Raw genomic sequence first — 21,678 nt, 5'->3', positions numbered from 1 at the left:
CTGGCCCCCTTTCGTCACCCCCGCCGCTTGCGGGCCAGGACCTGCCGGGCAGCCTCTGCCACGTGGGCGGCGGTGAGTCCGTATTCGGCCATCAGTGCCTCCGGCTTTCCCGACTGTCCAAACCGATCCTGGATTCCCACCCGGCGCATGGGCACGGGATACTCCTCTCCGAGGACAGCCGCTATGGCCGCCCCCAGCCCACCCACCACACTGTGCTCTTCGGCAGTGACCACCGCTCCGCACCGCCGGGCCACCTCCACCACCAGGGCGCTATCGAGGGGCTTGATGGTGGACATGTTGACCACGGTGGCCTCCACCCCCTCGCGGGCAAGGTCCTGGGCCGCCGCCACCGCCTGGGCTACCATAACCCCACAGGCGATGATGGCCACGTCGCGGCCTTCACGCAGGACACATCCCTTGCCCACCTGGAAGCGATACCCGGGGGGAGTAACCACGGGCACCGGCGGGCGTCCCAGCCGCAGGTACCAGGGGCCGGGGTGAGCCGCCGCACTGAACACCGCCTGGCGGGTTTCCGGCCCGTCGGCCGGCACCACCACGGTCATGTGGGGAAGCGCCGACATCAGGGCCAGATCCTCAATCGCCTGGTGGGAGGCCCCGTCTTCTCCCACGGTAATGCCGGCGTGGGAAGCCCCGATCTTCACGTTCAGGGCGGGATAACACACCGACACCCGCAACTGGTCGAAGCAGCGGCCGCTGGCGAACACGGCAAAGGTGGAGGCGAAGGGGATTTTCCCCGCCGAGGCCAGGCCCGCTGCCACCCCCATCATGTTCTGCTCGGCTATCCCCAGGTTGAAATGCCGGTCGGGGAACTCCCGGGCGAACAGAGCCGTGTACGTGGACTTGGAGAGATCGGCATCCAGGACCACCACGCGCGGGTCCTGACGTCCCAGTTCTACCAGGGCCTCGCCGTACGCCGCCCGCGTCGCCTCGTTCATGCCTCTCCCTCCAGTTCGGCCAGCGCCTGCTCCACCTGCGGCGGCGAAGGTGCCTTTCCGTGCCAATCCACCTGGCCTTCCATAAAGGAAACCCCCCTGCCCTTCACCGTGTGGGCCAGGATGATGGCCGGCCGGCCCCGGACGGTGCGGGCCCACGCGAGCGCCTCCAGGATCTCGCAAAAGCGATGCCCGTCGATTTCCCTCACTTCCCAACCGAAGGCGCGCCACTTGTCCGCCACCGGCCGAATACTCATCACCTGGTCGTTGGGCCCGTCGATCTGCAGGCCGTTCCAGTCCAGGATGGCGGTGAGGTTGTCCGCCCGGTAGTGGGCAGCCGCCATGGCCGCCTCCCACACCTGCCCCTCCTGGATCTCACCGTCACCCAGCAAAACGTACACCCGCCAGGCTGCCCCGTCCAGGCGGGAAGCCAGGGCCATGCCCAATGCAATCGAAAGCCCCTGCCCCAGGGAGCCGGTGGAAGCCTCCACGCCGGGCGTCTTGCGCATGTCGGGATGCCCCTGCAGGGGAGACCCGAGCCGCCGCAATGTCCACAGTTCCTCCACGGGGAAGAAACCCCTCTCGGCCAGCACGGCGTAAAGGGCAGGGCAGGCGTGCCCCTTGGAGAGCACGAAGCGGTCCCTGCCGGGCCAGTCCGGCCACCGGGGATCGACATTCAGGACACGGAAGTACAGGGCCACCAGTATGTCAGCGCAGGACAGGGATCCCCCGGGGTGGCCCGATCCGGCTTCCCCGATCATGCCCACGATGTGTCGCCTGACCCGGCGCGCTATCTGCTCGAGTTCGTTTACGCCCTGCGCCACCTCAGCCGCTTCCATGTGCTAAGACCTCCATTACAAACCTCAGCAGTTGCACTTGCCGTCCCAGCCGCCGGGGATCCTGCCCCAGGCGCCACAGCCACTCCAGGCCCCAACGTCGCAGAAAGAGGGGAGCACGCCTCACCTCTCCCGACCAAACATCCAGTGCGCCCCCGACACCGATGGCGACCCGCACCCCGCAGCCCTCCAGGAAGCCGGCATGCTGCGCCAGCCAGAGCTCCTGCCGGGGGCACCCCATCCCGCAAAGGAGCAGGGCGGGGCGGGAGCTCGCCACCGTCTCCAGCACCCGGGGTTCCTCTTCCTGTGAAAAGTAGCCGTGCCACGTACCTGCCACCCTGAGACCCTGCCAGCGCTGGACCAGGACCCGAGCCGCTCTCTCCGCCACGGCCGCCCGCCCGGCAGAACCCGGCCGGCCCCCCAGGAGGAACACGCGCCGTCCCGTATGTGAACAATGCTCGATCAACCTCTCGGCCAGTTCGATACCGGCCACCCGTCCCGGCAGAGGCCTTCCCAGCCGGCGGGCCGCCCATACCACGCCCACCCCGTCGGCCACCACCAGGGCAGCAGCATTGATCACGTCGCCCAGCGCGGGCAGGCGCCGCGCTTTCAGTACGGTCTCCGGGTTGGCCGTCACCACCAGTCGCAGACCGCCGCCTTCCCCGAGCCAGCGGCAGGCCAGGGAAAAGGCCTCTTCGGGCGAGACGGCATCAAACCCCACGCCCAGCACGCTCACCCGCGCGGCCCCCGCGGTGGCGCTCACCCGCCCGTCATCCCGCAAAGCCTGCTGACGAACCCTACTTGATGGTGTAGCCACCCCGGACCAGCACCACGCAATCGGTAGTCGCCTTCAGGCCTCGCCCGTCGCTGCGGGGGACGACCAGCAGGTGATTGAGGGGGGCTTCTCCTTTGGTGAGGTCCTTCCCCACCGTCACATCGGCCAGGCCACCCAGGTTGCTCCCCACCACGGTGGCCTTCCCGGCCCGCACTATGATCTCCGTACCTGCTTCCGCGACCAGCTGCTTCCCCTTGGGAAGCTCCAGCACCTGCAGGTTCAGGGGCTGCAGCTTCGCCGTCAGGTACTGGTCCACGTAACCCTTATCGGCCAGGGCCTGCAGCCTGTCCTCCACGTAACTCTTCGTCACCAGCGGATCCTGCTCCGTCCCCGGCTCCGGAGCCTGGGCCCGGGCCTGTCTGCCCCAGACGTACCCGCCCGCCCCTCCTGCCAGCAGACAGGCGACCAGCAGCAGCCCCAGCACAATCCTCGTCAGCTTCACGGCGTACCTCCCCCGGCCACCAGCACCACCATCCTGTCCTTCAGGATTATCTGTTCCGGCTTCACCGGCCAGGGTAGCTGCCCCACCTCAATACGCCCCCCGGGGAATCCCATGAAGCGCAGGGCCATATCCCTCACTGCCTGGGGCACCGCCTGCCCGGCCAGGTTCACTTCCTCCACGCGGAACCCGACGCTCCCGTCGGGATTCACCACCGGCACTCCTGTCACCGAAACAGGCGTCTCCTGCCCGCCCACCACCAGGGCCGAAACTATTTCCATCCTGCCTTCCGTCACCACTACCCTGACCCCGGGTCCCAGGTGGGCCTGGAGGAAGCGGTTCAGGCTATCCTCGGAAACCTCCATGCGCACCCGGGCCTGGCCGGGATCGCTCCAGGTCAGGGTCCCCGTACGCCACAGCCCAGGTACATCCAGGCGCAGCGAGGTTACAGCAGCTTCCAGCCGGTCCAGGTTCAAATCGCCGGCAGCCAGGTTCTCCCCTTCGACCCGGAGGGCGTCTATTCCTCCCGCGATGAGCTTGAAGAAGGGAAAAACCTCCACCCGCACCTTCAGCCCCTGCATGTCAAGGCGGCTTTCCAGGGCCGCCTCCACCCGGCGCGCCAGGAAAACCGGTATCAGCACCTGCGCCAGCACCAGCGCCACCACCAGGCTCCCGACCACGGCCAGCATCGTCCTGCGCATGGCAATCCTCCCCGTCGGTGTTCTCCTGATAGATTGCCCACGCGGACGCCGGTCGTTCCCCGTGCGCCCGGGTTTGTGGGAGCCCTACGGGGTACGCACCGGGGAGTTGTTCCTGTGGCGGGCAGTGTGCAGCAGGTAAGCGTGGATGAAGTCGTCGATTTCCCCGTCCAGGACTGCCTGGACGTTACCCTTCTCGCAACTGGTCCGGTGGTCCTTCACCAGGGTGTAGGGATCCAGCACGTACGACCGGATCTGATTCCCCCAGGCGATCTCCTGGTGCGCGCCCTTCAGGGCAGCGATTTCCTTCTGCCTCTCCTGCTCCCTGAGCGCCAGCAGCCTCGACTTCAGTACCCGCATAGCCATCAGCCGGTTGGCATGCTGGGACCTCTCGTTCTGGCAGGTCACCACGATCCCCGTGGGAATGTGGGTGATGCGCACCGCCGAGTCGGTCTTGTTGACATGCTGGCCGCCCGCGCCGCTGGAACGGAAGGTGTCGATCCTGAGATCGGCCGGGTCGATTTCCACGTCCTCCTCGGCCTCGATTTCGGGGAGGACTTCCACCAGCGCGAAGGAGGTGTGCCGCCGGGCGTTGGCATCGAAAGGCGAATGGCGCACCAGCCGGTGGACACCCTTTTCCGCCTTCAGATATCCATATGCGAAGGGCCCGTTCACCACCAGGGTGGCGTTCTTGATCCCCGCTTCTTCTCCGGGGAGGACGTCCACCACCTGTACCCGGAATCCGTGATTCTCGGCCCAGCGGGTGTAAAGGCGCAGGAGCATGCTGGCCCAGTCCTGAGCGTCGGTACCCCCGGCCCCGGCATGGATGGACACGATGGCATTACGGCCGTCGTAAGGCCCGGCCAGGAGCAATTCCATCTCCAGCTGTCCCACCTGATTCGCCAGTTCCCGGGCATCCCGATACAACTGCTGGCCCATCGACTCGTCGCCGTCCGCCGCCGCCAGATCCAGCAGTTCGCCCAGGTCCTCGCACTCCCTGCTTAAACCCTCGAACCTCTCCACGAGGCCCTGCAGGCTCCCCAGTTCCCTCCCCAGGCTCTGCGCCTGATCGGGCGAAGCCCACGCGTCGGGCTGAGCCAGCTTGTCCTGGATTTCCGCTATGCGGGCCTTCTTGCCCGCCAGGTCAAAGGGAATCACCCATTTCCGCCAGCTTCTCTTTCACTTCCTGCAGCACTTTCTCCGCTTCCGCAAACATGCCGTGGTCCCTCCATTTTGTTACTCTCCTGTCGCTCACGCAGTAAGAGCATCTTGTCGCTCACGCAGTGCGACCGCAGCACTTCTTGTACTTCTTGCCGCTGCCGCACGGACAGGGATCGTTCCTCCCCACCTTCTTGTGCCCGCTCCCCGCGGCCGGCGCCACGCCTCCGCCCGCAGCCGCAGTCCCAACCGTACCCCCGCCCGCCGCCGGGGTACCGCCCGTCGCCACTGCACGGCCAGGCGCCGGCCCGACGGCCACGGCACCGGCAACCTGACGCCCGGCTGCCGGGGCACCGGACGCGCGCGCGGCGGCTGAACCGGAGCCGCCTGGCACCACTACCCCCGCATGAGTTCCGGCCCGCAGCTGCTCCAGGCCGGCCCGGAAGAGGATGCCCACCACCTGGGAGCGGATGCTGTGGATCATGGCATTGAACATCTCGAAGGCTTCCAGCTGGTACTCGATGAGAGGATCTTTCTGCGCATAGGCGCGCAGGACAATACCCTCGCGCAGGTCATCCATGGCCGCCAGGTGGTCCATCCAGTGGTAGTCCACCACGCGCAGCAGGACCAGCCGCTCCAATTCCCGCGCACGATCAGCACCTATGGCCTCCTCGACGCGGGCATAAAGTCCCTCCGCCTCTGCACACAGGTACTCCAGCAGTTCCTCGCGGGAGCGACCCTCCAGTTCCAGGCCCTCGAGCCCCAGGCGGGCGGCCAGTTGGGCGGCCAGCCCTTCCAGATCCCATTCCTCCGGGTGAACCCGCACGGGGACGAAGGTGTCCACCAGCTCGCCCACCACTTCGCGGACCATCTCCATCACCTGGTCGCGCAGGTCCGCCCCTTCCAGTACCTGCCGCCGCTGCCGGTAGATGATCTCCCGCTGCTTGTTCATCACGTCGTCGTACTGCAGGACGCGGCGGCGGATGTCGAAGTTGTGGGCTTCCACCCGTTTCTGGGCGCGTTCTATTGCCCGGGAAATCATAGGATGATCGATGGCCTCGTCTTCGGGGATCCGCAGTCGATCCATGATGTTTGCGATCATCTCGCCCCCGAAAAGGCGCATGAGATCGTCCTCAAGCGACAGGTAGAAGCGGGAAGAACCGGGATCTCCCTGCCGCCCCGAGCGGCCGCGCAGCTGGTTGTCTATGCGGCGGGCCTCATGTCGCTCGGTACCGATGACGTGCAGGCCCCCCAGATCCGCCACCCCTTCACCCAGGACGATGTCCACCCCTCGCCCGGCCATGTTGGTGGCGATGGTGACCTGTCCCTTCTGGCCCGCTCTGGCTATGATCTGAGCTTCTTTCTCGTGGTGCTTGGCGTTGAGCACCTGGTGGGGGATGCCGCGCCGCTTGAGCATCTCGCTCAGGCGCTCGGACTTCTCTATGGAGATGGTCCCCACCAGGACGGGCTGTCCGCGCCGGTAACACTCCTCTATTTCGTTGACCACCGCCTGGAACTTGGCCCGCTCGGTCTTGTACACCACGTCGGGGTGGTCGATGCGGATCATGGGCTTGTGAGTGGGGATGACCACCACGTCCATCCCGTAAATCTTGCGGAACTCCTCCGCCTCGGTGGCCGCGGTGCCCGTCATGCCCGCCAGCTTCCGGTACATGCGGAAGTAGTTCTGCAGGGTAATACTGGCGATGGTCTGGTTTTCCCTCTGGATGCGCAGGCCTTCTTTGGCCTCGATGGCCTGGTGAAGCCCGTCCGAGTACCGGCGCCCGAACATGAGCCTCCCGGTGAACTCGTCCACGATGATGACCTGGCCGTCCTTGACCACGTAGTCCCGGTCCCTCTTCATGAGGGCGTGGGCCTTCAGGGCGTTGATCAGATAGTGGGAGAGGTCCGTGCCCTCCGCGTAGAGGTTTTTCACCCCGGCCAGCTTCTCGGCCCTGGCCACCCCCTGCTCGGTAGGCACCACCGTGCGCGCCTTTTCGTCGACCTGGTAGTCCTCGCCTTCCTTAAGGTACCTCACCACGCGGGCAAACCGGTAATACAGATCGGAAGGCCGCGGACCGGGGCCCGAGATGATGAGAGGGGTGCGGGCCTCGTCGATAAGGATGCTGTCCACCTCGTCCACGATGGCGTAGTTGAGCCCCCGCTGTACCACCTCGTTCAGGCTGAGGGCCATGTTGTCGCGCAGGTAGTCGAACCCGAACTCGCTGTTGGTACCGTAGGTGATGTCGGCAGCGTAAGCCGCCCGCCGCTCGGCGAACTCCAGGCCGTGAACGACCACACCCACGGTGAGCCCGAGCAGGCGGTAGATAGGGCCCATCCACTCCGCATCTCGCCGGGCCAGGTAATCGTTGACGGTGACGATGTGGACCCCCTGCCCGGTAAGGGCGTTCAGATACGCGGCGAGGGTAGCCACCAGGGTTTTGCCCTCGCCCGTCTTCATCTCAGCGATGTTACCCTCGTGGAGGACGATGCCCCCCATGAGCTGGACGTCGAAGTGGCGCAAGCCCAGGGTGCGCCGTGACGCCTCCCGCACCACGGCAAAAGCCTCCGGCAGGATGTCGTCCAGGCTCTCGCCGTTGTCCAGGCGCTGCTTGAACTCCGCCGTCCGCCCCGCCAACCCGGAATCGCTGAGACGTTCCACCTCCGGTTCTAAAGCGTTGATGCGATCGACTACCCGGCGAAGGCGGCGCAGCTCCCGCTCGTTGGAATTCCCGGTCACCAGTTCCGTCAGGAATTTCACCATACCACACAGATTCTAGCACCGCGCCCCGCCCAACTCAACCTTCGCCCGGGCGCAGGCCCGGGTTGGGGTCCTTGCTGCGGCGGTTGCGAAGGCGGCCTGCTCCCATGAGGGCCTGCACAAGAACGAATATGCCCACGGCAAGGACGGCGTCGCCCGGGCTGAACGCACACGGTCGCCAGAACGGCGGCGGGAGCCGGAACACGTCTCCCAGGAAAGCCAATCTGGTGCTTTCGTCCATCAGGGTGTGAGTGGGAACACCACCGCTCGCCAGCACGGGAACCAGGCGGCCCAGCCCCACCGCCTCCAGGGCGGCAACGGAAACCGGCATCCTTCCCCCGTTGGCGGCGATGACTGCCAGGTTCAGGAGTAACCCCACGGTAACGAGCGGCATACCGGGAAGCCGCAGATTGGGCACCACCGCGTACAGGGCCAGGAAGTGCCCCAGCACGTTGAGCAGACCCGTCCACCATGCCGATGTGATCCACCCCCGGCCTGCGGCCACCTGCAGTCCCACGTGGATAAATGCGGCGGCCAGCACCCACTCCAGCCGGTGAAAATCGGCACGGGCCAGGTTGCGGATGCGCCCGCCCCGCAGTTCAGCTACCAGGAAGGAGAGTATAATGACGCTTAAAAGCATTCCGCCCCCAGCATGCCTCCTCCCCCACCACCTGCCGGAACAGGCGCACCAGGCGGGGGTCAAACTGCACCCCCTGGCCCCGCGAAATCTGCTCCCATGCTTTCTGTTCCGACATCGCCCGCCGGAACGGCCGGTCGCACGTCATGGCCACATACGCATCCGCCAGGGCCACCAGGCGTGCTTCCACCGGAATCTCGCTCCCCCTCAGACCGTCGGGGTACCCACTGCCATCCCACCGCTCGTGATGGTGCCGGATGGCCAGGGCAGCCCCCTTCATGTGGGGCAGCGGCTCCAGAATGCGCCCCCCGATCACCGCATGTGCCCAGACCCGGCAGTAGTCCGCCGCCGAAAGGACGCCGGCGCGTCCCGCCAGCCGCTCGTCCAGTCCCACCAGTCCGATGTCCCGGAGCAACGCCCCCAGGTAAATGGCCCGCACCCGCGCCTCGGGGAGATGGAGTTTGCGTGCCAGGGCAGCGGCCAGGCAGGCTCCCCGCTGCCCTTCTCCGGGAGTGACCTGGTCGCGGGATTCCATGGTCTGCACCAGGGTGTGCACGGTATCCCAGTACGCTCCCTGCATATCGGCAAAGACCAGCAACGTGTACAGGAGCAACATCACCAGGAGCACCACCAGGGTGGCCGCCACCGTCGTGGTACCGTACAGGTGGAGCAGCACGTGAAGCACGAACCCGAGAGGAAGGGCCAGCAGCCACGCCGGTCCCGTCTCGGTCAGGTACCGGGTGACTTCCCGTGCCGGGTTGACCAGATAACGCAACGCCCCTGCCACTGCTTCCAGGAGACCCGTCAGTCCCACGCATGCCAGCCAGCACAGCAGCACCAGCCACGCCCCGGCAGGCCACCCCGCGGCGAAGACATCCCGCCCGCCGCGCACCAGCGCCACCGCGCCCATCATTCCCAGGCCCAGGCGGGCTGCTGCAAATGCGGCATCTTCTAGAAGCGGCCTCACCTGTCCGGGCAGCCGGGAACGACGCTGGAAAACGACGATGACCTGCAGCCCGAATACTGTCAGGAAGGGCACCCAGCCCGCCGCCACCGGGGGAAGATGCAGGACCCCCGTAAAGTAGGCCACCCATTCCGTGGATACCACCAGGCCCCATTTCATCACCGGGAGCTGGCGGGCAATCATCGCCATGAGGGCCAGGAAAAGTATTTCCACTACCCGGGGTGTGCACAGGTCCGCCCGGAACCAGAAGGTGGCAGCCCCGAAAGCCGCCACCGCTCCCCAACTGTATATGGTCCAGAGGTGCCGGAACCACCGCAACCACCTCAACGGACTCCGCCTCCCGTCCTGGTAGCGGCAACCAGCGCCTCCGCCTCGCCAGTGGCAGCAGGGCAAGCACCCACCAGCTTCACCAGCACCTCAACCAGCCGGGGGTCAAACTGGGTGCCGGCACACCTGCGCATCTCCGCCAGGGCCTCTTCCCGCCCGAGTGCCCGCTTGTATGGCCGGTCGGAGGTGAGGGCATCGTATGCGTCAGCCACGGCTATGATGCGCGCCCCCAGCGGGATGTCTTCACCGCGCAGCCCGGCCGGAAACCCGGTGCCATCGAACCGCTCGTGGTGGTGCAGCACCCACCTGGTCCCCTCGCCCAGCAGACTGATCCTTTCCACGATCTCGGCACCCAGCACCACGTGCATCTGCATCTTGCCGTACTCCCCCGGCGTGAATATCCCGGGCTTCTTCAGCACGGCATCGCGGATGCCGATCTTGCCCACGTCATGCAGCCTGCCCACGTGGCTCAAGAGTTCCAATTTGTCCTCCGGAAGGTGCAACTCCCGCCCTATGGCCGCGGCCAGTTCCGCCACCCGGTCGCAGTGACCCCGCGTGTAAGCATCCTTGGCGTCCAGCGCCGAGCTAAGCGCGGCAATGGTCTGCACGTACGCCTGCCGCACGTCCAGGTAACGCTGGAACGACAGCCGGGCCACTAACAGCGGCAAAACGGCCAGGACCAGGCTGGCCGCCCCCACCTGCAGGTACAACTCAGCCAGCACCGCCCCCAGCGGCACCAACCCCAGGAAGTTCGGCGTCACCCATTTGTAGTTGGCCTTCCAGGTTTGCCAGAAGGGAACCCCCCGTAACAGAGACGAGGCTTCCACCACGAAGGAGAGGTTGACCAGGAAATACACCACGCCTGCCACCAGGATGGCTGGCACGTCAGCAGGGAAGGAGATTGCACCCGGCTTCCCCCCCGCCAGCATGTATGCGGCACCGGCTGCCGACGCCGACAGAGCCAGTTGGCCACGGTTGAACAACACTAGGGGCCATGCCACCTGACCCCTCAGATCGCGCAAGCGTAAAGTCCCCAGCGCAGCGGCCCAGGCGGCGTAAGCCGGCCCGCACGCCAGTAAAGCCGCATAAGTGATCGCAAACCCCGACGAAGCCGTAGCATTCTCCCTAGGGATCTGAGTTGGGACCAGTTCGACACTGGCCGCAACCAGCGAAAACAGCAGCACCTGGAGCCAACCCAACATGCGCAGCGAAAAACCCCAATACGCGAGGACGGCGGCCCCTGCGAGGAAAACCATACAGGCGTAAGCAAAAGCCTTGGGTCGTGTACGGGCTAAATTCATGGGCGAAAACCACCCTGACCAAGAGCAAAGGGACACCAGCACGTTACCCGATCTGGAGATGCGAGCCGGCGGCGAAGATCAACGTGATCAGGGCCACTATGGCCTTCAGGAGTCGAGCCATGTCGAACCAGTTCTCCCGCAGGCCCGGGGAGACTCGATCCCGGGTGTGCTGAGCTTGAGGTCAGTCGGTACGGTGCTGGTGTCCCCCGCAAACCTTTATCCCTGCCTGTGCCAGGTCAGATGACGGTTGAGCGCGCTCAGAGTTGCCCTGGCTACCGCTTCGGCCTCGTCAACGCGCACCGGGCAGCAGCCCACGTACACCTTCCGGCCCTCCCCCAGCAGTCCCAGGGCCACCACCGCTACCCGGCCACTCGCCGCTTCAACCACCTTCACATCCACCAGGTGGAACAGTTCCGCTCCCAGCAATGTATGTACGGCCTGCAGGGCAGCCTGCGCCGCCGTACGCACCTGCACTGCCGGAGCAGCCGACCCTGAGGCGCAGGCCTCTACCGCTTCCTCTCCCAGGGACATCTCCACCTGGACGATGCCGACCCCGCCGGCCACGCTCCGTGTGATCCGGCGCAGGACGAAGCGCGTGGGGGAAAGCTCCTCTTCGAGTTCGTCGCTCAACTGGGCCACCGATACGGCTTCCGGTCCCACCTCCAGGTTGAAGCGGCCTAACAACGCCGACTGGACGTCCCGCACGATTTGACGCGGGTTCCGTCCTGCCCTCGCCAGGACCCGGATGGCGGTAACCTGTTCCTCGTCGTCGAGTTCGACCCGAGCCGCTATCACGTCGCGCAGTTGCCGGACAAACCCTTCCAGGGTCCGACAGCGTTCTTCGCTACTGGCGTTCATAGCCACCTTCCCGAACCCTGGCCCGCGGTTAGGTCATTCGACCCGGGGAGGCATTTCTCCTCCTTTTTCCTGGCCGGGGATGTTTTGAAGAAGCTACGAGGCCTCACCGATTCCCCTTTCCGCCAGCACCTCCGCCAGCAGCCACAGTCCTCCAGACACCAGGCAGTGCCCCCCCAAGACCACCGGAACGGGACTTTCCAGGGCACCGCGGGTCAACTCGGCCAGCACGGGGTCTTTCACCAGGTCGTATCTGCCCAGGTCCGACTGGAACCTATCCCAATCATCAAAATCCTTTTTCCAGTGGGCAAACAACACCCGCGAATCCAGCATAACGGCTTGTCCGCACCGGGAGAGGAGGGAGAAGAAATCCCGGGTGCCCACCCGCTCATGTAGAAGTCCCAGGAGGGAAACCACCTCACCGCGTCGCTGGCGCCCCAGGGCCTTCATCCCCCGCTCTTCCGAAAACAGGCGGACCCGCAGGGGAATGTTCATGTTGAGGTACATCACCACCGAGGGGCCAACCCGCCCCGCCACCACCAGTTCGGCACCCGGGGTGGCCATCACCTGGTGTACCCTGCGAATGCGAGCGTCGTCCCAGGGCAGCTGGTCGAGCACCTGCATCGTGCGGGGGCCACCTTTGCGGCAAAACCGGAGGATGAGCGCATCCGTCGGGGTGTCGATGTCGAAGTTCACCCGCGCCGAGTTGGGGAGGAGAATGCGCTCAAGCCCCAGATCCCGCAGGGCGAACCCCAACTCATTGTCCGACTCCGGCACGGGGATGGCCGACAGGGCCTGAGCCGGGGTGAAGGCGATGACGTCGGGCGATTGCACGTTGTTCTGCAGGACAACGTTCTTGCGCTGCCGCAACTGCGAGGCCAGAAAGCGCCAGTCCTCTTCCCGGAGGAGGGGAGCGGCCGGACCGCCCAGGTAGATCACGTTGGCCAACCGGTACCGCTCCACCACATCCAGCAGGCGGCGGCCGAAGCGGAACCGCCGCGTCTGGAAGTCAACCCTGGCCCCCAGGGCGGCCGCCTCACGGGCCAGATCGACAAAATTAGTACACAGGATGACCTCGTCGATTTCACCCGCACGAACTATAGTCTCGATGGTGTCCAGGACCACCGCCTTGCGCACAGCAGCCATTTCCTCTTCGATGGAGGTGCGCGGGCGGCCACCCTCGAAGATCACCACCGAGACCGGCTGGTGGAGCACGCTCACTTCAGAACTCCGGTTCTATCAAACCGTAGTTGCCGTCACGACGCCGATAAACCACGCTCACCTGATCCGTCTCTGCGTTGGTGAATACGAAGAAATCGTGGCCCAGGAGGTCCATCTGCAGGATGGCCTCATCCACGGTCATGGGTTTGAAAGAAAACCGCTTCACCCGGACGACCCGCGGCCGCTCCGCTTCCTCCTCGACGGGTTCAGCAGCGGGCACGGGCACCTCTGCCCGCTCGGCCGCCTTGCGGGCCAGCCGCAGGCGCCTGTTGATGCGCGTCTTAAACTTCTCTATCTGCTTCTCCAGCTTCTCGAGTACCAGATCCACTGAGGCGAAGGCGTCACCCGTGGCCTCTTCCCCCCGCAGGAGGATACCGTTCACCGAGACCGTCACCTCAACGATGTAGCGACCCCTTTCCGTGCTGATCACCGCGTGCGCGCTCACGGGGACATCATCGAAGAACCGCTCGATCTTGGACATCCGCTTCTCTGCGTACTGGCGCAGGGCCGGAGTGACCTCCAGGTTCTTCCCCCGTACCGTGATCTCCATACCTGTTCCCCTTTCCCACCCGCTATCACTAAGTAGTATTAGCGGGCCGCCCATCAAATCCTCCCGCCCGCCCTCTGCCCCGCGATCCCATCCACGGCTCATTTGAGCTCGTCTAAAACACGGGAAACCCTGCCCGCCTGCAGGCAGAGCCGGTAAGCCCGGCTCCCCTGCAGGGCCGCACGCGTAGCAGCCAGATCCCCTTCAACACCCTTCAGTCGCTCGGCCACCAGGCGCTGGCAATCCCGGTCCACTTCCAGGACGGCACGAAGAAGCTCGCGGGCTTCCTCCGCGAGCTCAGGCGAATCTCCTCCGGCCTCCTCACCCGCCACCGGGGGGCCCGTCCTGCGGGGAAGCCTGCCGGACCCCTCTTGATCACCCGAACCTGCACGTCCTGGCTCCGTGGCGGCGGAAGGATCCGGTTGTTCGCTGCCCGGTTCTGGCCATCCGCTGAGCAGGGCTTGCCTCTCGGCCAGGATCTCCCGCAACTCGCCAAACTGCCCGGCCAGGACGGCATCCCTCTGGGCCTGCGCCAGTTCGAGCAGGCGCCGGTAGCGGACTAGTTCGGCGCGTGACACCGGCAAGCGCGCTCACCTCCCGCCTCCTACCGGGCATTGCCCTGCTTCGCAGCTGAACCCCCGTCTCCCGCCGCGAATCGCAACAGCCAGGTTCCCCGTCTGCTGCCGCGCTGCCAACTAACTTTATACGGTCTTCGCGGGTGCAGCGCGCATGGCCTGGTCCCACGCCGAACGCAGTTCCTCGAACATCCCCTTCAGCACGCCCAGCAACTCCGGATCCTTGCGCAGGTTGGCCTCCAGCAGGCGGCTGCGGGCGAATGCGTACACCCGCTCAAGGGCGCGGGCCACCTCACCTGCCCGCATGTCCAGGGCGCAATCGAGTTCGTCCACGATGTCCTGGACGCGCACGATGTTGCGGTGGGCTTCCTCCAGGTCACCCGCCTGCGCAGCCTTCTGGGCCTGCGCGGTGAACCGGGCCGCCCCGTCAAACATCAGCCACACCAGCTTCGCCGGACTGGCCGTCTGCACCTGCATCTCCCGGTAGTACCTGCTCCCTTCCTGCACCGTGGAAATGCTCACCGCTCTCCCTCCCGCTGTCAAATGCATCCTCGATCCGTGGCCACTTTGGCGTCACTCCGCCGGACCGCCGGCTGCAGCCTCACTCCTCCGCCTGCGCGGTAACCGCCCGGCTGATTGCCCCCGCCCTCCGATTCTACCGTGGTGTCGGCTGCAGGGCGGCGAGCCTCTGCTCCAGCCAGGCAGCCTGGCTCTGCAGCACCGCCAGGCTCCGCTCCAGATTCACGAAGTGCTCCAGCAGCCTCTTTTCCCGCAACTTAAGCCGGTCCTCGAGGACCTCCATCCGGTCCGCCATGGCACGGATCTGGTCATCCAGGCCCGACTCCCGGGTGGAAACCACCCCCGTGCCGGCCTGCACCCACAACCGGAAGGCGTCCCGGAGCCTCTCAGCCACACTCTTTATCGCTCCGTCAGAGGAGTAAAACAGCGTGGCCACGTCGTCGGGCCGGGACGAGAGGGTTTCCCTGAGCTTGGTTTCGTCGATGGTGAGGGCCCCGGTACGGTCCGAAGTGGAAATCCCGATGTCATACAGGCTGTCAATATCCCCAGGAAGGCCCGGTACGGCGTCGTACACCAGCTGCCGCAACTGTCGCTCTATCCCCTGAGCAGTGGGATCCCCGCCCAGTGGCCCGGCCATCCCGGGTTGGTTGGCCAGGTACTGGCGCAGCTTGGCCAAGGCATCGTTGTACGCGTTAACGAAGTCCCTGACCTTGCCCACCATGGTGTCCAGGTCCGCCTTCACCTCCAGGGTGGCCGACCCGGCTCCCTTCAACTCCAGCGTCACCCCCGGCACCGCCGTGGTCACCGTGTTGCTACCGCTCGTCACCGCCACACCATCCACCGTGAATTCCGCATCCTGCGCCGCCACCTGCACATTGGGGCTACCGTTGACCAGCACACCCAGGGTAGTCAGCACCTGGCTTGAGTCTTCGGTGAGGGTCATTGCCCCGGCCGTCCCGGTGGTGTTGCTCTTCAGGACCAGGATACTCTTCGTCACGCCACTGACCACCGTGTCCACAACCGATGCGGTAACGCCCACATTAGGGGTTGAATTGATCTTGTCCCTGATGGTGGCCACTGTGTCGGTGGTGACCACGGAGATCGTCTGCCCGTTCACGGTGAAGTTGCCGGCCAGTCCGAGCGCACCCTGGGATTGAGCAGAAGAGGCCACCACCTGCGCCTGGGCGAGCTTCTGGACGCTGATAGCATAGGTGCCCATGGGTGCCCCCGCGGAGGCAGTGCCTTTCAACACCGTCTCCGAAGATGACACTGCCACGCGCGCCTGAAAGGTGGTGCTGACAAAGAAGGGATCAAGCCTGGTGTCGACGCCCTGCAGAGCCAGCCTCAGATCGCTCCAGGCCTTCTTTACCGCCTCCAGACGGCTCTTGCGCTGCTCCAACGCCTGAATCGGCCGCCGCTCAACGGCCATCAGCTCGTCGATCATCTTCCGCCAGTCCAGCCCCGTTGCCAGCCCACTTACGTTAAACACTGGTACGCTCACCCATACCACCTCCTTGCGGCCTCCCCAAGCCCTGCTGGCCCCCCGGGGGCTCTGCGCGCGAGGTCAGCCGGCTGCTGATCTCCAAAGCCATCCGCGTAGCCTGGATAATTTCGCCCCCGGTATGGTGCCGGGCCAGACTCAGGACGCGTAAACCCGCGCGGTCTCTGCCCGCATCATGGTACGAAAGAGCAAGTGATATCCAGTAGCGCGGGACTTTCGGCGCCTGCCTTATAGCTTGGCGGTAGAAGACCCTCGCGTCGGCGGGCAGTGCGTGCCGGGAACTTAACTCGCCTAGCTGCCAGAAGCCTGCGGCGTCAGCCACCCCAGCCCTGGCACTCGCTAAGAGGTACTGAGCAGCGGCCTCGTCACAGCCCCGCTGAAAAAACAACTTGCCCAGTTCCAGATTCAGTTTTGCCTCCTGCATGGATCCCGAGGCCAGCCACCTGCACGCCTTAGCAAACCAGGTACTCAGTCCCGTGTCCAGGAGTGTGGTCAGCGGGACGACCACGTCCTCCCAACAGAGCTCAGGGTTGGCAACAAATCCTGGCTGGTCAAGTTCGGCTTCGCCGACCCCACCCGCCGTAGCCAGAACTTCCCGTCTCTGCGGGTCTACCTCCTCGAGCAACAGGTTGAGCAGTGCCGCACAAGCGTCCGCACCTCTCGGGTTGACACCACGCAACAGTCGTACATCTTGCCGCGCCACGGAGGGATCCCCCGCGACCAGCTCAAGGATGATCTTGCGTTGCCACAGCGCGGCCAACTGAGTTGGCAACAGCTCTTGCCTCACCTCGGGATCCATCAGTTCCCGGTAAGCTGCAACGGCTCCTGATAGGTCGCCCTCTCCCACCAGTCGCTCAGCCGCTATCCAGCAAGACGCAGCCCTGCCCGAAGATCTTGGCCGACCTTCCGCGATGGTACCTCCCAATCGCTCAACCATTTCCCTGCTCGCCACCCGGTAGTTCTCGGCGGCTTCGTCAAACCGGCCCATTCCCAAGTATGCTTCTACCATGGCCATGCGGGCCAGGAAGCTGCCGGCACCGACCTGCGTCATGTACAAGGCGGGGGCTTCGCCCTTCTCGACGCATTTTTCCAGTACCACCAGTGCTTCCTCGTACCGCTTCATCCGATTCAAAGCGATACCCCGCAGGAGAGCCAGGTCTACGTAGTCGGGGTAAACCTCTTCCGCGAGTTCCAGAAGTGCAGAAGCGTCCTGATACTTTTCTTCCTCCAACAAGCAGGCAGCCAGGTTCTTGAGCAAGGCAGGAGCATAGGATGCGTCAAGGCCAGGTAACAGTCGGAACGATCGCCGAAAGGCCTTTATCGCCCTTGGCCTGTCACCCTGGCGCAGGCATTCCATCCCCAAGTTAAAGTGAGCAAAAGCGTTCCGCGGGTCCTCCTCCACCTGCCGGCGGACGATAGCGAGGTTGCGCTGCTTCTTGTCGCGAGCACTCACCATGGCCCCCAGATAGCCGTAGTGCAGTATGGATGCACCTGGCAAGGGCCTGATGCGCCCACCGTTCCTGAGGATGGAGGGGGCTACCTGCTCGTGCAAGCAGCCCTCGTACTGAAACCCTGACCGGCGGCGGAAGAGCCTCACCGAGCTATGAACGAGCGCCCCCGAAACCAGAATTTCTCCGGTTACGTTGATTATGTCCAGCAGGAACCCATCGACAGATGGGTTCAGAATTGCTCTGCGGATCACCGGGTAAGAGGATGCCGTCAAGCACTCGTCGGCGTCCAGCACAATCACCCAATCGGTTGACAGGCGGGCCAATGAAGCATTACGGGCTGCCGCAAAGTCCTGGCGCCAGTCATGCCTCACCACTTCGGCTCCCAGCTCCTCAGCTACAGCAACGGTGTTGTCGCACGAACCAGTGTCGACCACCACGATCTGGTCCACGATGGGTCGCACACTCTCCAGACACCGTCGCAGGTTCTCCTGCTCGTCGCGCACTATCATGGCCAGACCTAAGGACGAGAAGGCCGGCACACGTTCTTGGTGCCATCTGATCCCTTGCACCAACGCGTCTTCAATTTTGGCCCCGTCCCATCCCCCGCCGCCCTCAACCCCGGACACCGGGAACTCGTCGCAAACGTAAACCGGGTACCTCGCGCCAACTTGCTTAACCCATTCCCGTACAGCAAGTGACGTAGTCAGCACCGCCACCGGCAAACCTCTGAGAGTCTCCATCAATTCGACTTCCGGAGCCAGCCTTTTGCCGAACAAGGCCTCCTCCGGTAGGATAAGGAAGGGCGCAGCCGTCCCCACATCTGTTGCCACGGCCGCCTGCGAATGATGCGTAGCAACGACGGCATCGCACTGACCCAGGAGATCGAACGCCAGGGCAAAAACCCAGCGACCCACCTTATGGAACTGTACACCCGCGGGCACCCAGTCCGGGCGGTCCCCCGGCGCCAGAATCCAGATCTCGTGCCCGCGCCCGGCAAGCAGGGCGCACTGCCCTACCACGGTCCGTGACACAACTTCCGTCATCGACTCCTTCTCAATCAGGTAGGCTATCCTCACTGGTTCCGCCCCCTATGAGTGGTGGCCGGCCGACTGTGCCGGCCGGCCACCCCCGTCGTGCGATCCCTACCCCTTGTCGCCGGCTGCCCCCGGCAAGCTAACCAAGGAGCTTGAGGACGGCCTGGGGAGCCAGGTTTGCCTGAGCCAGCATGGCAGTACCTGCCTGCTGAAGGATCTGCAACTTGGTGTACTGCATCATTTCGGCGGCCATGTCCACGTCGCGAACGCGTGAATGGGCAGCCTGCAGGTTCTCCGAGGCTACGCCCAAGTTGGCGATGGTGTGCTCGAGCCTGTTCTGCATGGCACCCAGGTTGGCCCGTACGTTGGAGACATACTTGATCGCCTCGTCCAGGCTCACTATGGCCTGGCTTGCCGACGTAGCAGAGCTGACCGACAGGCCATCCAATGTCATAGACGTCCTGTTTGCGGTGGCAATGGTGAGTGTGACCACTTGATTTGCGTTGGCTCCCACCTGGAAGCTAAGCGGCGTCGTGGCCACGTCACCGTTCAGCAGCTTCTTCGTGTTGAACTCTGTGGTAGTGGCAATACGATCGATCTCAGCCAGCAGGTTGTCAATCTCCTGCTGAATGGCCTGCCTGTCCTGCTCCGTCAGGGTATCGTTAGCAGCCTGAACCGCCAGCTCCCGCATGCGCTGCAAGATGCTGTGGGTCTCTTGGAGCGCACCCTCCGCCGTCTGCACCAGGGAAATGGCATCCTGCGCGTTCCTGCTCGCCTGGTTAAGTCCGTTCACCTGGCTCATGATCTTCTCCGCTATGGCCAGGCCCGCTGCGTCGTCGGAAGCCCGGTTGATGCGCATGCCCGATGACAGGCGCTCCATCGATTTGGCCAGCCGAGCAGCTGTGGCGCTGAGGTGCCGGTGGGCGTTGAGGGCCTCGATGTTACTGTTAATCCTGAGCCCCATTCGGCGCTTCCTCCTTGAAGTTCCCTGCGGGACCTCCCTGTCTCCGCGCCCGCTCCTCGCTCCGACCTGCGGCCGCTTGGGTCGGAGCACCGCTGAGTGCGCACCCCACGTTAATCATCGAGGCAAAACGGACCGCCGTTAAGAAGTGAGCAGGTAGCCCGGTGGGACAATCCTCCGGAACGCTTCCGGCGAAACGCCGGATGGTTCCGAGAGTCCACACAGCTGGGCCTGATAACTGTGCAACCCTTGCTCAAGCTCGCCACAGGGAACATACGCGCGCGCACCGCAGAACATGCGCTTCAACTCTTCCCAGTCCAGGTTGTCGTCACAGATAACAACATCTGGAATCTCGTCGGGGTCCAGCCCGGCGCCATGGATTTCTTTCACAACGGCCTGCACTATTGCCTTCACAGACGGCACCTCGGCCGGGTCGACACGTAACACCAGACAGACCTTATCTCCGGGGGCGAAAGCACGGCAGAAGCTCCGCAGGATGACGGGCCACCGCGACGCGGGATCCGACCAATCGGGAAACGCCAAAAAAGAAAACCTGTCCTCCGGCCACAACGACAGGGGCCCACCACTGGGGTGCAATGCTTGCCCGAGATCGAGCGGAATGTATAGGAGCTCTGGCCGCGGCCGAGCCGCGATGTCGTGTGCAGAATAAGCACCGTGTCCGTCCGCACGAATACCCCATTTCCGACAGAAGCGTTCCCAGTTCCGCTGCATCAGGGCGTCGTAGTCCACCCTATTGCCTAGGAAAGTCCGATGCCCAAAATGATGAATGAACACGTCGTCCGCGATGCAAATGCGGTAGCCGGCCATACGGGCCCGCAGACAGTAATCATCATCCTCGAAATTACCTACTCCGAAGCGAGGGTCGAATCCCCCCACCTTCTCAAGAACCTCCCTTTTGATGAGCATGCACAGCCCTACTACCCTGTCTACATACCGCCGGCGGCCAAAGTGAGCTTTCTGCCAATTTCGCGCGAAGTCTGGAAGTGCAGCAAGCTCAGGGCCGTATGACACCCGACCCACTAACTGTGGCCCCGCCACCCAGTTAGACCGAGGGGCTACTATCCCAACCTGCAAATCCGCCTCTGCATGAGATATCAGGCGGGCCAGCCAGCCCTCCGTCAGGACGGTATCGTTGTTTAGGAGAACCACGTACTGGCCGCGAGCAAGAGCCATGCCCTGGTTGCAGGCCAACCCAAAACCCAGGTTTTCCTTGTTTAGGACAAGCCGCACATTGGGGTATTTGGAGGCCAGGCTATCCAGAAAAGTGACGGTACCATCCGTCGATCCGTTATCCACCACGATAAGTTCAAAGGGCCAGTCAGTGTTGGCAAATATGCTCTCCACGCAACCCTGGGTGTACTCCGCACCGTTCCAGCAAGGGAGCACAATGCTCACCAGCTGGGGTGTGAGCACGCACGAGACCCCGCCCGGGTAGCAGCCCCGCACCAGGTACTGATAGTCGTAGGCTTCCTTGAGCAACCGCTGAGCCCTCACCCCGACACGGTTCAGCTCTTCTATCACCCCGAGGGGCAGGCTACCCCCATCGTGTTTTGACAGTGCCTCAATCTCTACCACCCTCCATCCCGCCTGCTCGAACATATCTCTGATACTGCTCTTGGTGAAAAAACGCAGGTGGGTGCGATCCAGCAGCCCCTCGTCCTGGTAACGCCATTCTCCCTCGATTAGTCCCCGGATTACAGACCAGTGAGCCACGTTGGGAACGCTCGCCACGAACGTCGCCCCTGGCTGCAGAGCCGCGCTCAGCCTCGCCAAGGTAGTCCACGGGTCCCGCAGGTGTTCGAGGATGTCGGCCAATATGACGCAATCGAAATACCGGCGTGGCAATTGGTCCACTACCTCTTCTATGTCCCCGACAAGCACTCGATCAAGAAGCTGCCGTGCTACTTCGGCCACCTGCGGCACCAGTTCGACTCCCGTTACCTCCCGACCCGGTTCGGATGCCTTGAGCTCAGCTCCCAGGCGGCCCCACCCGCAACCCACGTCAAGTATGCGCCTTGCATGGGGCGGGACCAACCTCTGAACCTCAGGCCTGCTGTTACCGTAATACGCAGCGTCCAAGATGCATC

General features: G+C 64.3%; 19 protein-coding genes. All 19 read right to left on the bottom strand.

What is annotated here, in order from left to right:
• Positions 1–14: 14 nt before the first annotated feature.
• The 19 genes from AB1446_08390 to AB1446_08300 all read right to left on the bottom strand — a co-directional run bounded on the left by AB1446_08390 (position 15) and on the right by AB1446_08300 (position 21,670).
• Positions 15–956 carry a transketolase family protein gene (locus tag AB1446_08390; protein ID MEW6546919.1) on the bottom strand — a complete coding sequence of 314 codons (942 nt, stop codon included), beginning with the start codon at positions 954–956 and terminating at the stop codon, positions 15–17.
• Positions 953–1,792, bottom strand: coding sequence for a transketolase (locus AB1446_08385; GenBank protein MEW6546918.1), 840 nt, complete (start codon positions 1,790–1,792; stop codon positions 953–955). Before AB1446_08385 ends, AB1446_08390 begins: the two co-directional genes overlap by 4 nt.
• The gene (locus AB1446_08380; GenBank protein MEW6546917.1) at positions 1,779–2,552 is read right to left on the bottom strand and encodes a WecB/TagA/CpsF family glycosyltransferase; all 774 of its coding nucleotides are present in this window, start codon (positions 2,550–2,552) and stop codon (positions 1,779–1,781) included. The genes AB1446_08385 and AB1446_08380 overlap by 14 nt, the downstream gene beginning before the upstream one ends.
• Positions 2,553–2,586: 34 nt before the next feature.
• Positions 2,587–3,066, bottom strand: coding sequence for a hypothetical protein (locus tag AB1446_08375; protein MEW6546916.1), 480 nt, complete (start codon positions 3,064–3,066; stop codon positions 2,587–2,589).
• Positions 3,063–3,764 carry a DUF2993 domain-containing protein gene (locus AB1446_08370; protein MEW6546915.1) on the bottom strand — a complete coding sequence of 234 codons (702 nt, stop codon included), beginning with the start codon at positions 3,762–3,764 and terminating at the stop codon, positions 3,063–3,065. Before AB1446_08370 ends, AB1446_08375 begins: the two co-directional genes overlap by 4 nt.
• Positions 3,765–3,848: 84 nt before the next feature.
• Positions 3,849–4,977 (bottom strand): peptide chain release factor 2 gene (prfB, locus tag AB1446_08365; GenBank protein ID MEW6546914.1). Its coding sequence is split into 2 segments (ribosomal slippage): positions 3,849–4,907 and positions 4,909–4,977, totalling 1,128 coding nucleotides; the frame shifts between segments, so codons are not numbered across the junction.
• A 60-nt stretch (positions 4,978–5,037) separates the two neighbouring features.
• Positions 5,038–7,680 carry a preprotein translocase subunit SecA gene (gene secA / locus AB1446_08360; protein ID MEW6546913.1) on the bottom strand — a complete coding sequence of 881 codons (2,643 nt, stop codon included), beginning with the start codon at positions 7,678–7,680 and terminating at the stop codon, positions 5,038–5,040.
• Between the two features lie 34 nt (positions 7,681–7,714).
• Complete coding sequence (locus AB1446_08355) at positions 7,715–8,317, bottom strand: DUF5317 domain-containing protein (GenBank protein ID MEW6546912.1); 603 nt, start codon at positions 8,315–8,317, stop codon at positions 7,715–7,717.
• On the bottom strand, positions 8,277–9,605 hold the full coding sequence (locus tag AB1446_08350) for an HD domain-containing phosphohydrolase (protein MEW6546911.1): 1,329 nt from the start codon (positions 9,603–9,605) through the stop codon (positions 8,277–8,279). The genes AB1446_08355 and AB1446_08350 overlap by 41 nt, the downstream gene beginning before the upstream one ends.
• Positions 9,602–10,906 (bottom strand): HD-GYP domain-containing protein, encoded by a 1,305-nt coding sequence (locus AB1446_08345; protein ID MEW6546910.1) that lies wholly within the window; start codon positions 10,904–10,906, stop codon positions 9,602–9,604. Before AB1446_08345 ends, AB1446_08350 begins: the two co-directional genes overlap by 4 nt.
• 216 nt (positions 10,907–11,122) lie before the next feature.
• Positions 11,123–11,764: a hypothetical protein gene (locus tag AB1446_08340; protein ID MEW6546909.1), complete on the bottom strand. Its 642-nt coding sequence runs from the start codon at positions 11,762–11,764 to the stop codon at positions 11,123–11,125.
• A gap of 93 nt (positions 11,765–11,857) precedes the next feature.
• Positions 11,858–12,982, bottom strand: coding sequence for a hypothetical protein (locus tag AB1446_08335; GenBank protein MEW6546908.1), 1,125 nt, complete (start codon positions 12,980–12,982; stop codon positions 11,858–11,860).
• Between the two features lies 1 nt (position 12,983).
• The gene (raiA, locus tag AB1446_08330) at positions 12,984–13,532 is read right to left on the bottom strand and encodes a ribosome-associated translation inhibitor RaiA (protein ID MEW6546907.1); all 549 of its coding nucleotides are present in this window, start codon (positions 13,530–13,532) and stop codon (positions 12,984–12,986) included.
• A 98-nt stretch (positions 13,533–13,630) separates the two neighbouring features.
• Positions 13,631–14,113, bottom strand: coding sequence for a hypothetical protein (locus AB1446_08325; protein ID MEW6546906.1), 483 nt, complete (start codon positions 14,111–14,113; stop codon positions 13,631–13,633).
• Positions 14,114–14,230: 117 nt separating this feature from the next.
• Positions 14,231–14,626: a flagellar export chaperone FliS gene (gene fliS / locus AB1446_08320; protein ID MEW6546905.1), complete on the bottom strand. Its 396-nt coding sequence runs from the start codon at positions 14,624–14,626 to the stop codon at positions 14,231–14,233.
• A gap of 133 nt (positions 14,627–14,759) precedes the next feature.
• Positions 14,760–16,124: a flagellar filament capping protein FliD gene (gene fliD, locus AB1446_08315; GenBank protein ID MEW6546904.1), complete on the bottom strand. Its 1,365-nt coding sequence runs from the start codon at positions 16,122–16,124 to the stop codon at positions 14,760–14,762.
• A complete protein-coding gene (locus AB1446_08310; protein ID MEW6546903.1) occupies positions 16,105–18,651 on the bottom strand; it encodes a glycosyltransferase in 2,547 nt (848 codons plus the stop codon). The genes fliD and AB1446_08310 overlap by 20 nt, the downstream gene beginning before the upstream one ends.
• 97 nt (positions 18,652–18,748) lie before the next feature.
• Positions 18,749–19,573, bottom strand: a complete 825-nt coding sequence (locus AB1446_08305) for a flagellin (protein ID MEW6546902.1) — start codon at positions 19,571–19,573, stop codon at positions 18,749–18,751.
• Positions 19,574–19,711: 138 nt separating this feature from the next.
• Positions 19,712–21,670, bottom strand: a complete 1,959-nt coding sequence (locus tag AB1446_08300; protein MEW6546901.1) for a glycosyltransferase — start codon at positions 21,668–21,670, stop codon at positions 19,712–19,714.
• Between the last annotated feature and the right edge of the window lie 8 nt (positions 21,671–21,678).

The sequence above is a fragment of the Bacillota bacterium genome (assembly GCA_040757085.1).
In the GTDB taxonomy this organism is placed as follows: domain Bacteria; phylum Bacillota; class Sulfobacillia; order JACIYH01; family JACIYH01; genus JACIYH01.
The sequence above is the reverse complement of the archived record's forward strand: the minus strand, read 5'-3'. Positions and strand labels throughout refer to the sequence as shown.

Excerpts from the sequence above, each read along its gene's own strand:
- raiA (MEW6546907.1), bottom strand. The coding sequence starts at position 13,532 with ATGGAGATCACGGTACGGGGGAAGAACCTGGAGGTCACTCCGGCCCTG.
- AB1446_08385 (MEW6546918.1), bottom strand. The coding sequence starts at position 1,792 with ATGGAAGCGGCTGAGGTGGCGCAGGGCGTAAACGAACTCGAGCAGATA.
- AB1446_08305 (MEW6546902.1), bottom strand. The coding sequence starts at position 19,573 with ATGGGGCTCAGGATTAACAGTAACATCGAGGCCCTCAACGCCCACCGG.
- AB1446_08370 (MEW6546915.1), bottom strand. The coding sequence starts at position 3,764 with ATGCGCAGGACGATGCTGGCCGTGGTCGGGAGCCTGGTGGTGGCGCTG.
- AB1446_08345 (MEW6546910.1), bottom strand. The coding sequence starts at position 10,906 with ATGAATTTAGCCCGTACACGACCCAAGGCTTTTGCTTACGCCTGTATG.
- secA (MEW6546913.1), bottom strand. The coding sequence starts at position 7,680 with ATGGTGAAATTCCTGACGGAACTGGTGACCGGGAATTCCAACGAGCGG.
- AB1446_08390 (MEW6546919.1), bottom strand. The coding sequence starts at position 956 with ATGAACGAGGCGACGCGGGCGGCGTACGGCGAGGCCCTGGTAGAACTG.
- AB1446_08340 (MEW6546909.1), bottom strand. The coding sequence starts at position 11,764 with ATGAACGCCAGTAGCGAAGAACGCTGTCGGACCCTGGAAGGGTTTGTC.
- AB1446_08355 (MEW6546912.1), bottom strand. The coding sequence starts at position 8,317 with ATGCTTTTAAGCGTCATTATACTCTCCTTCCTGGTAGCTGAACTGCGG.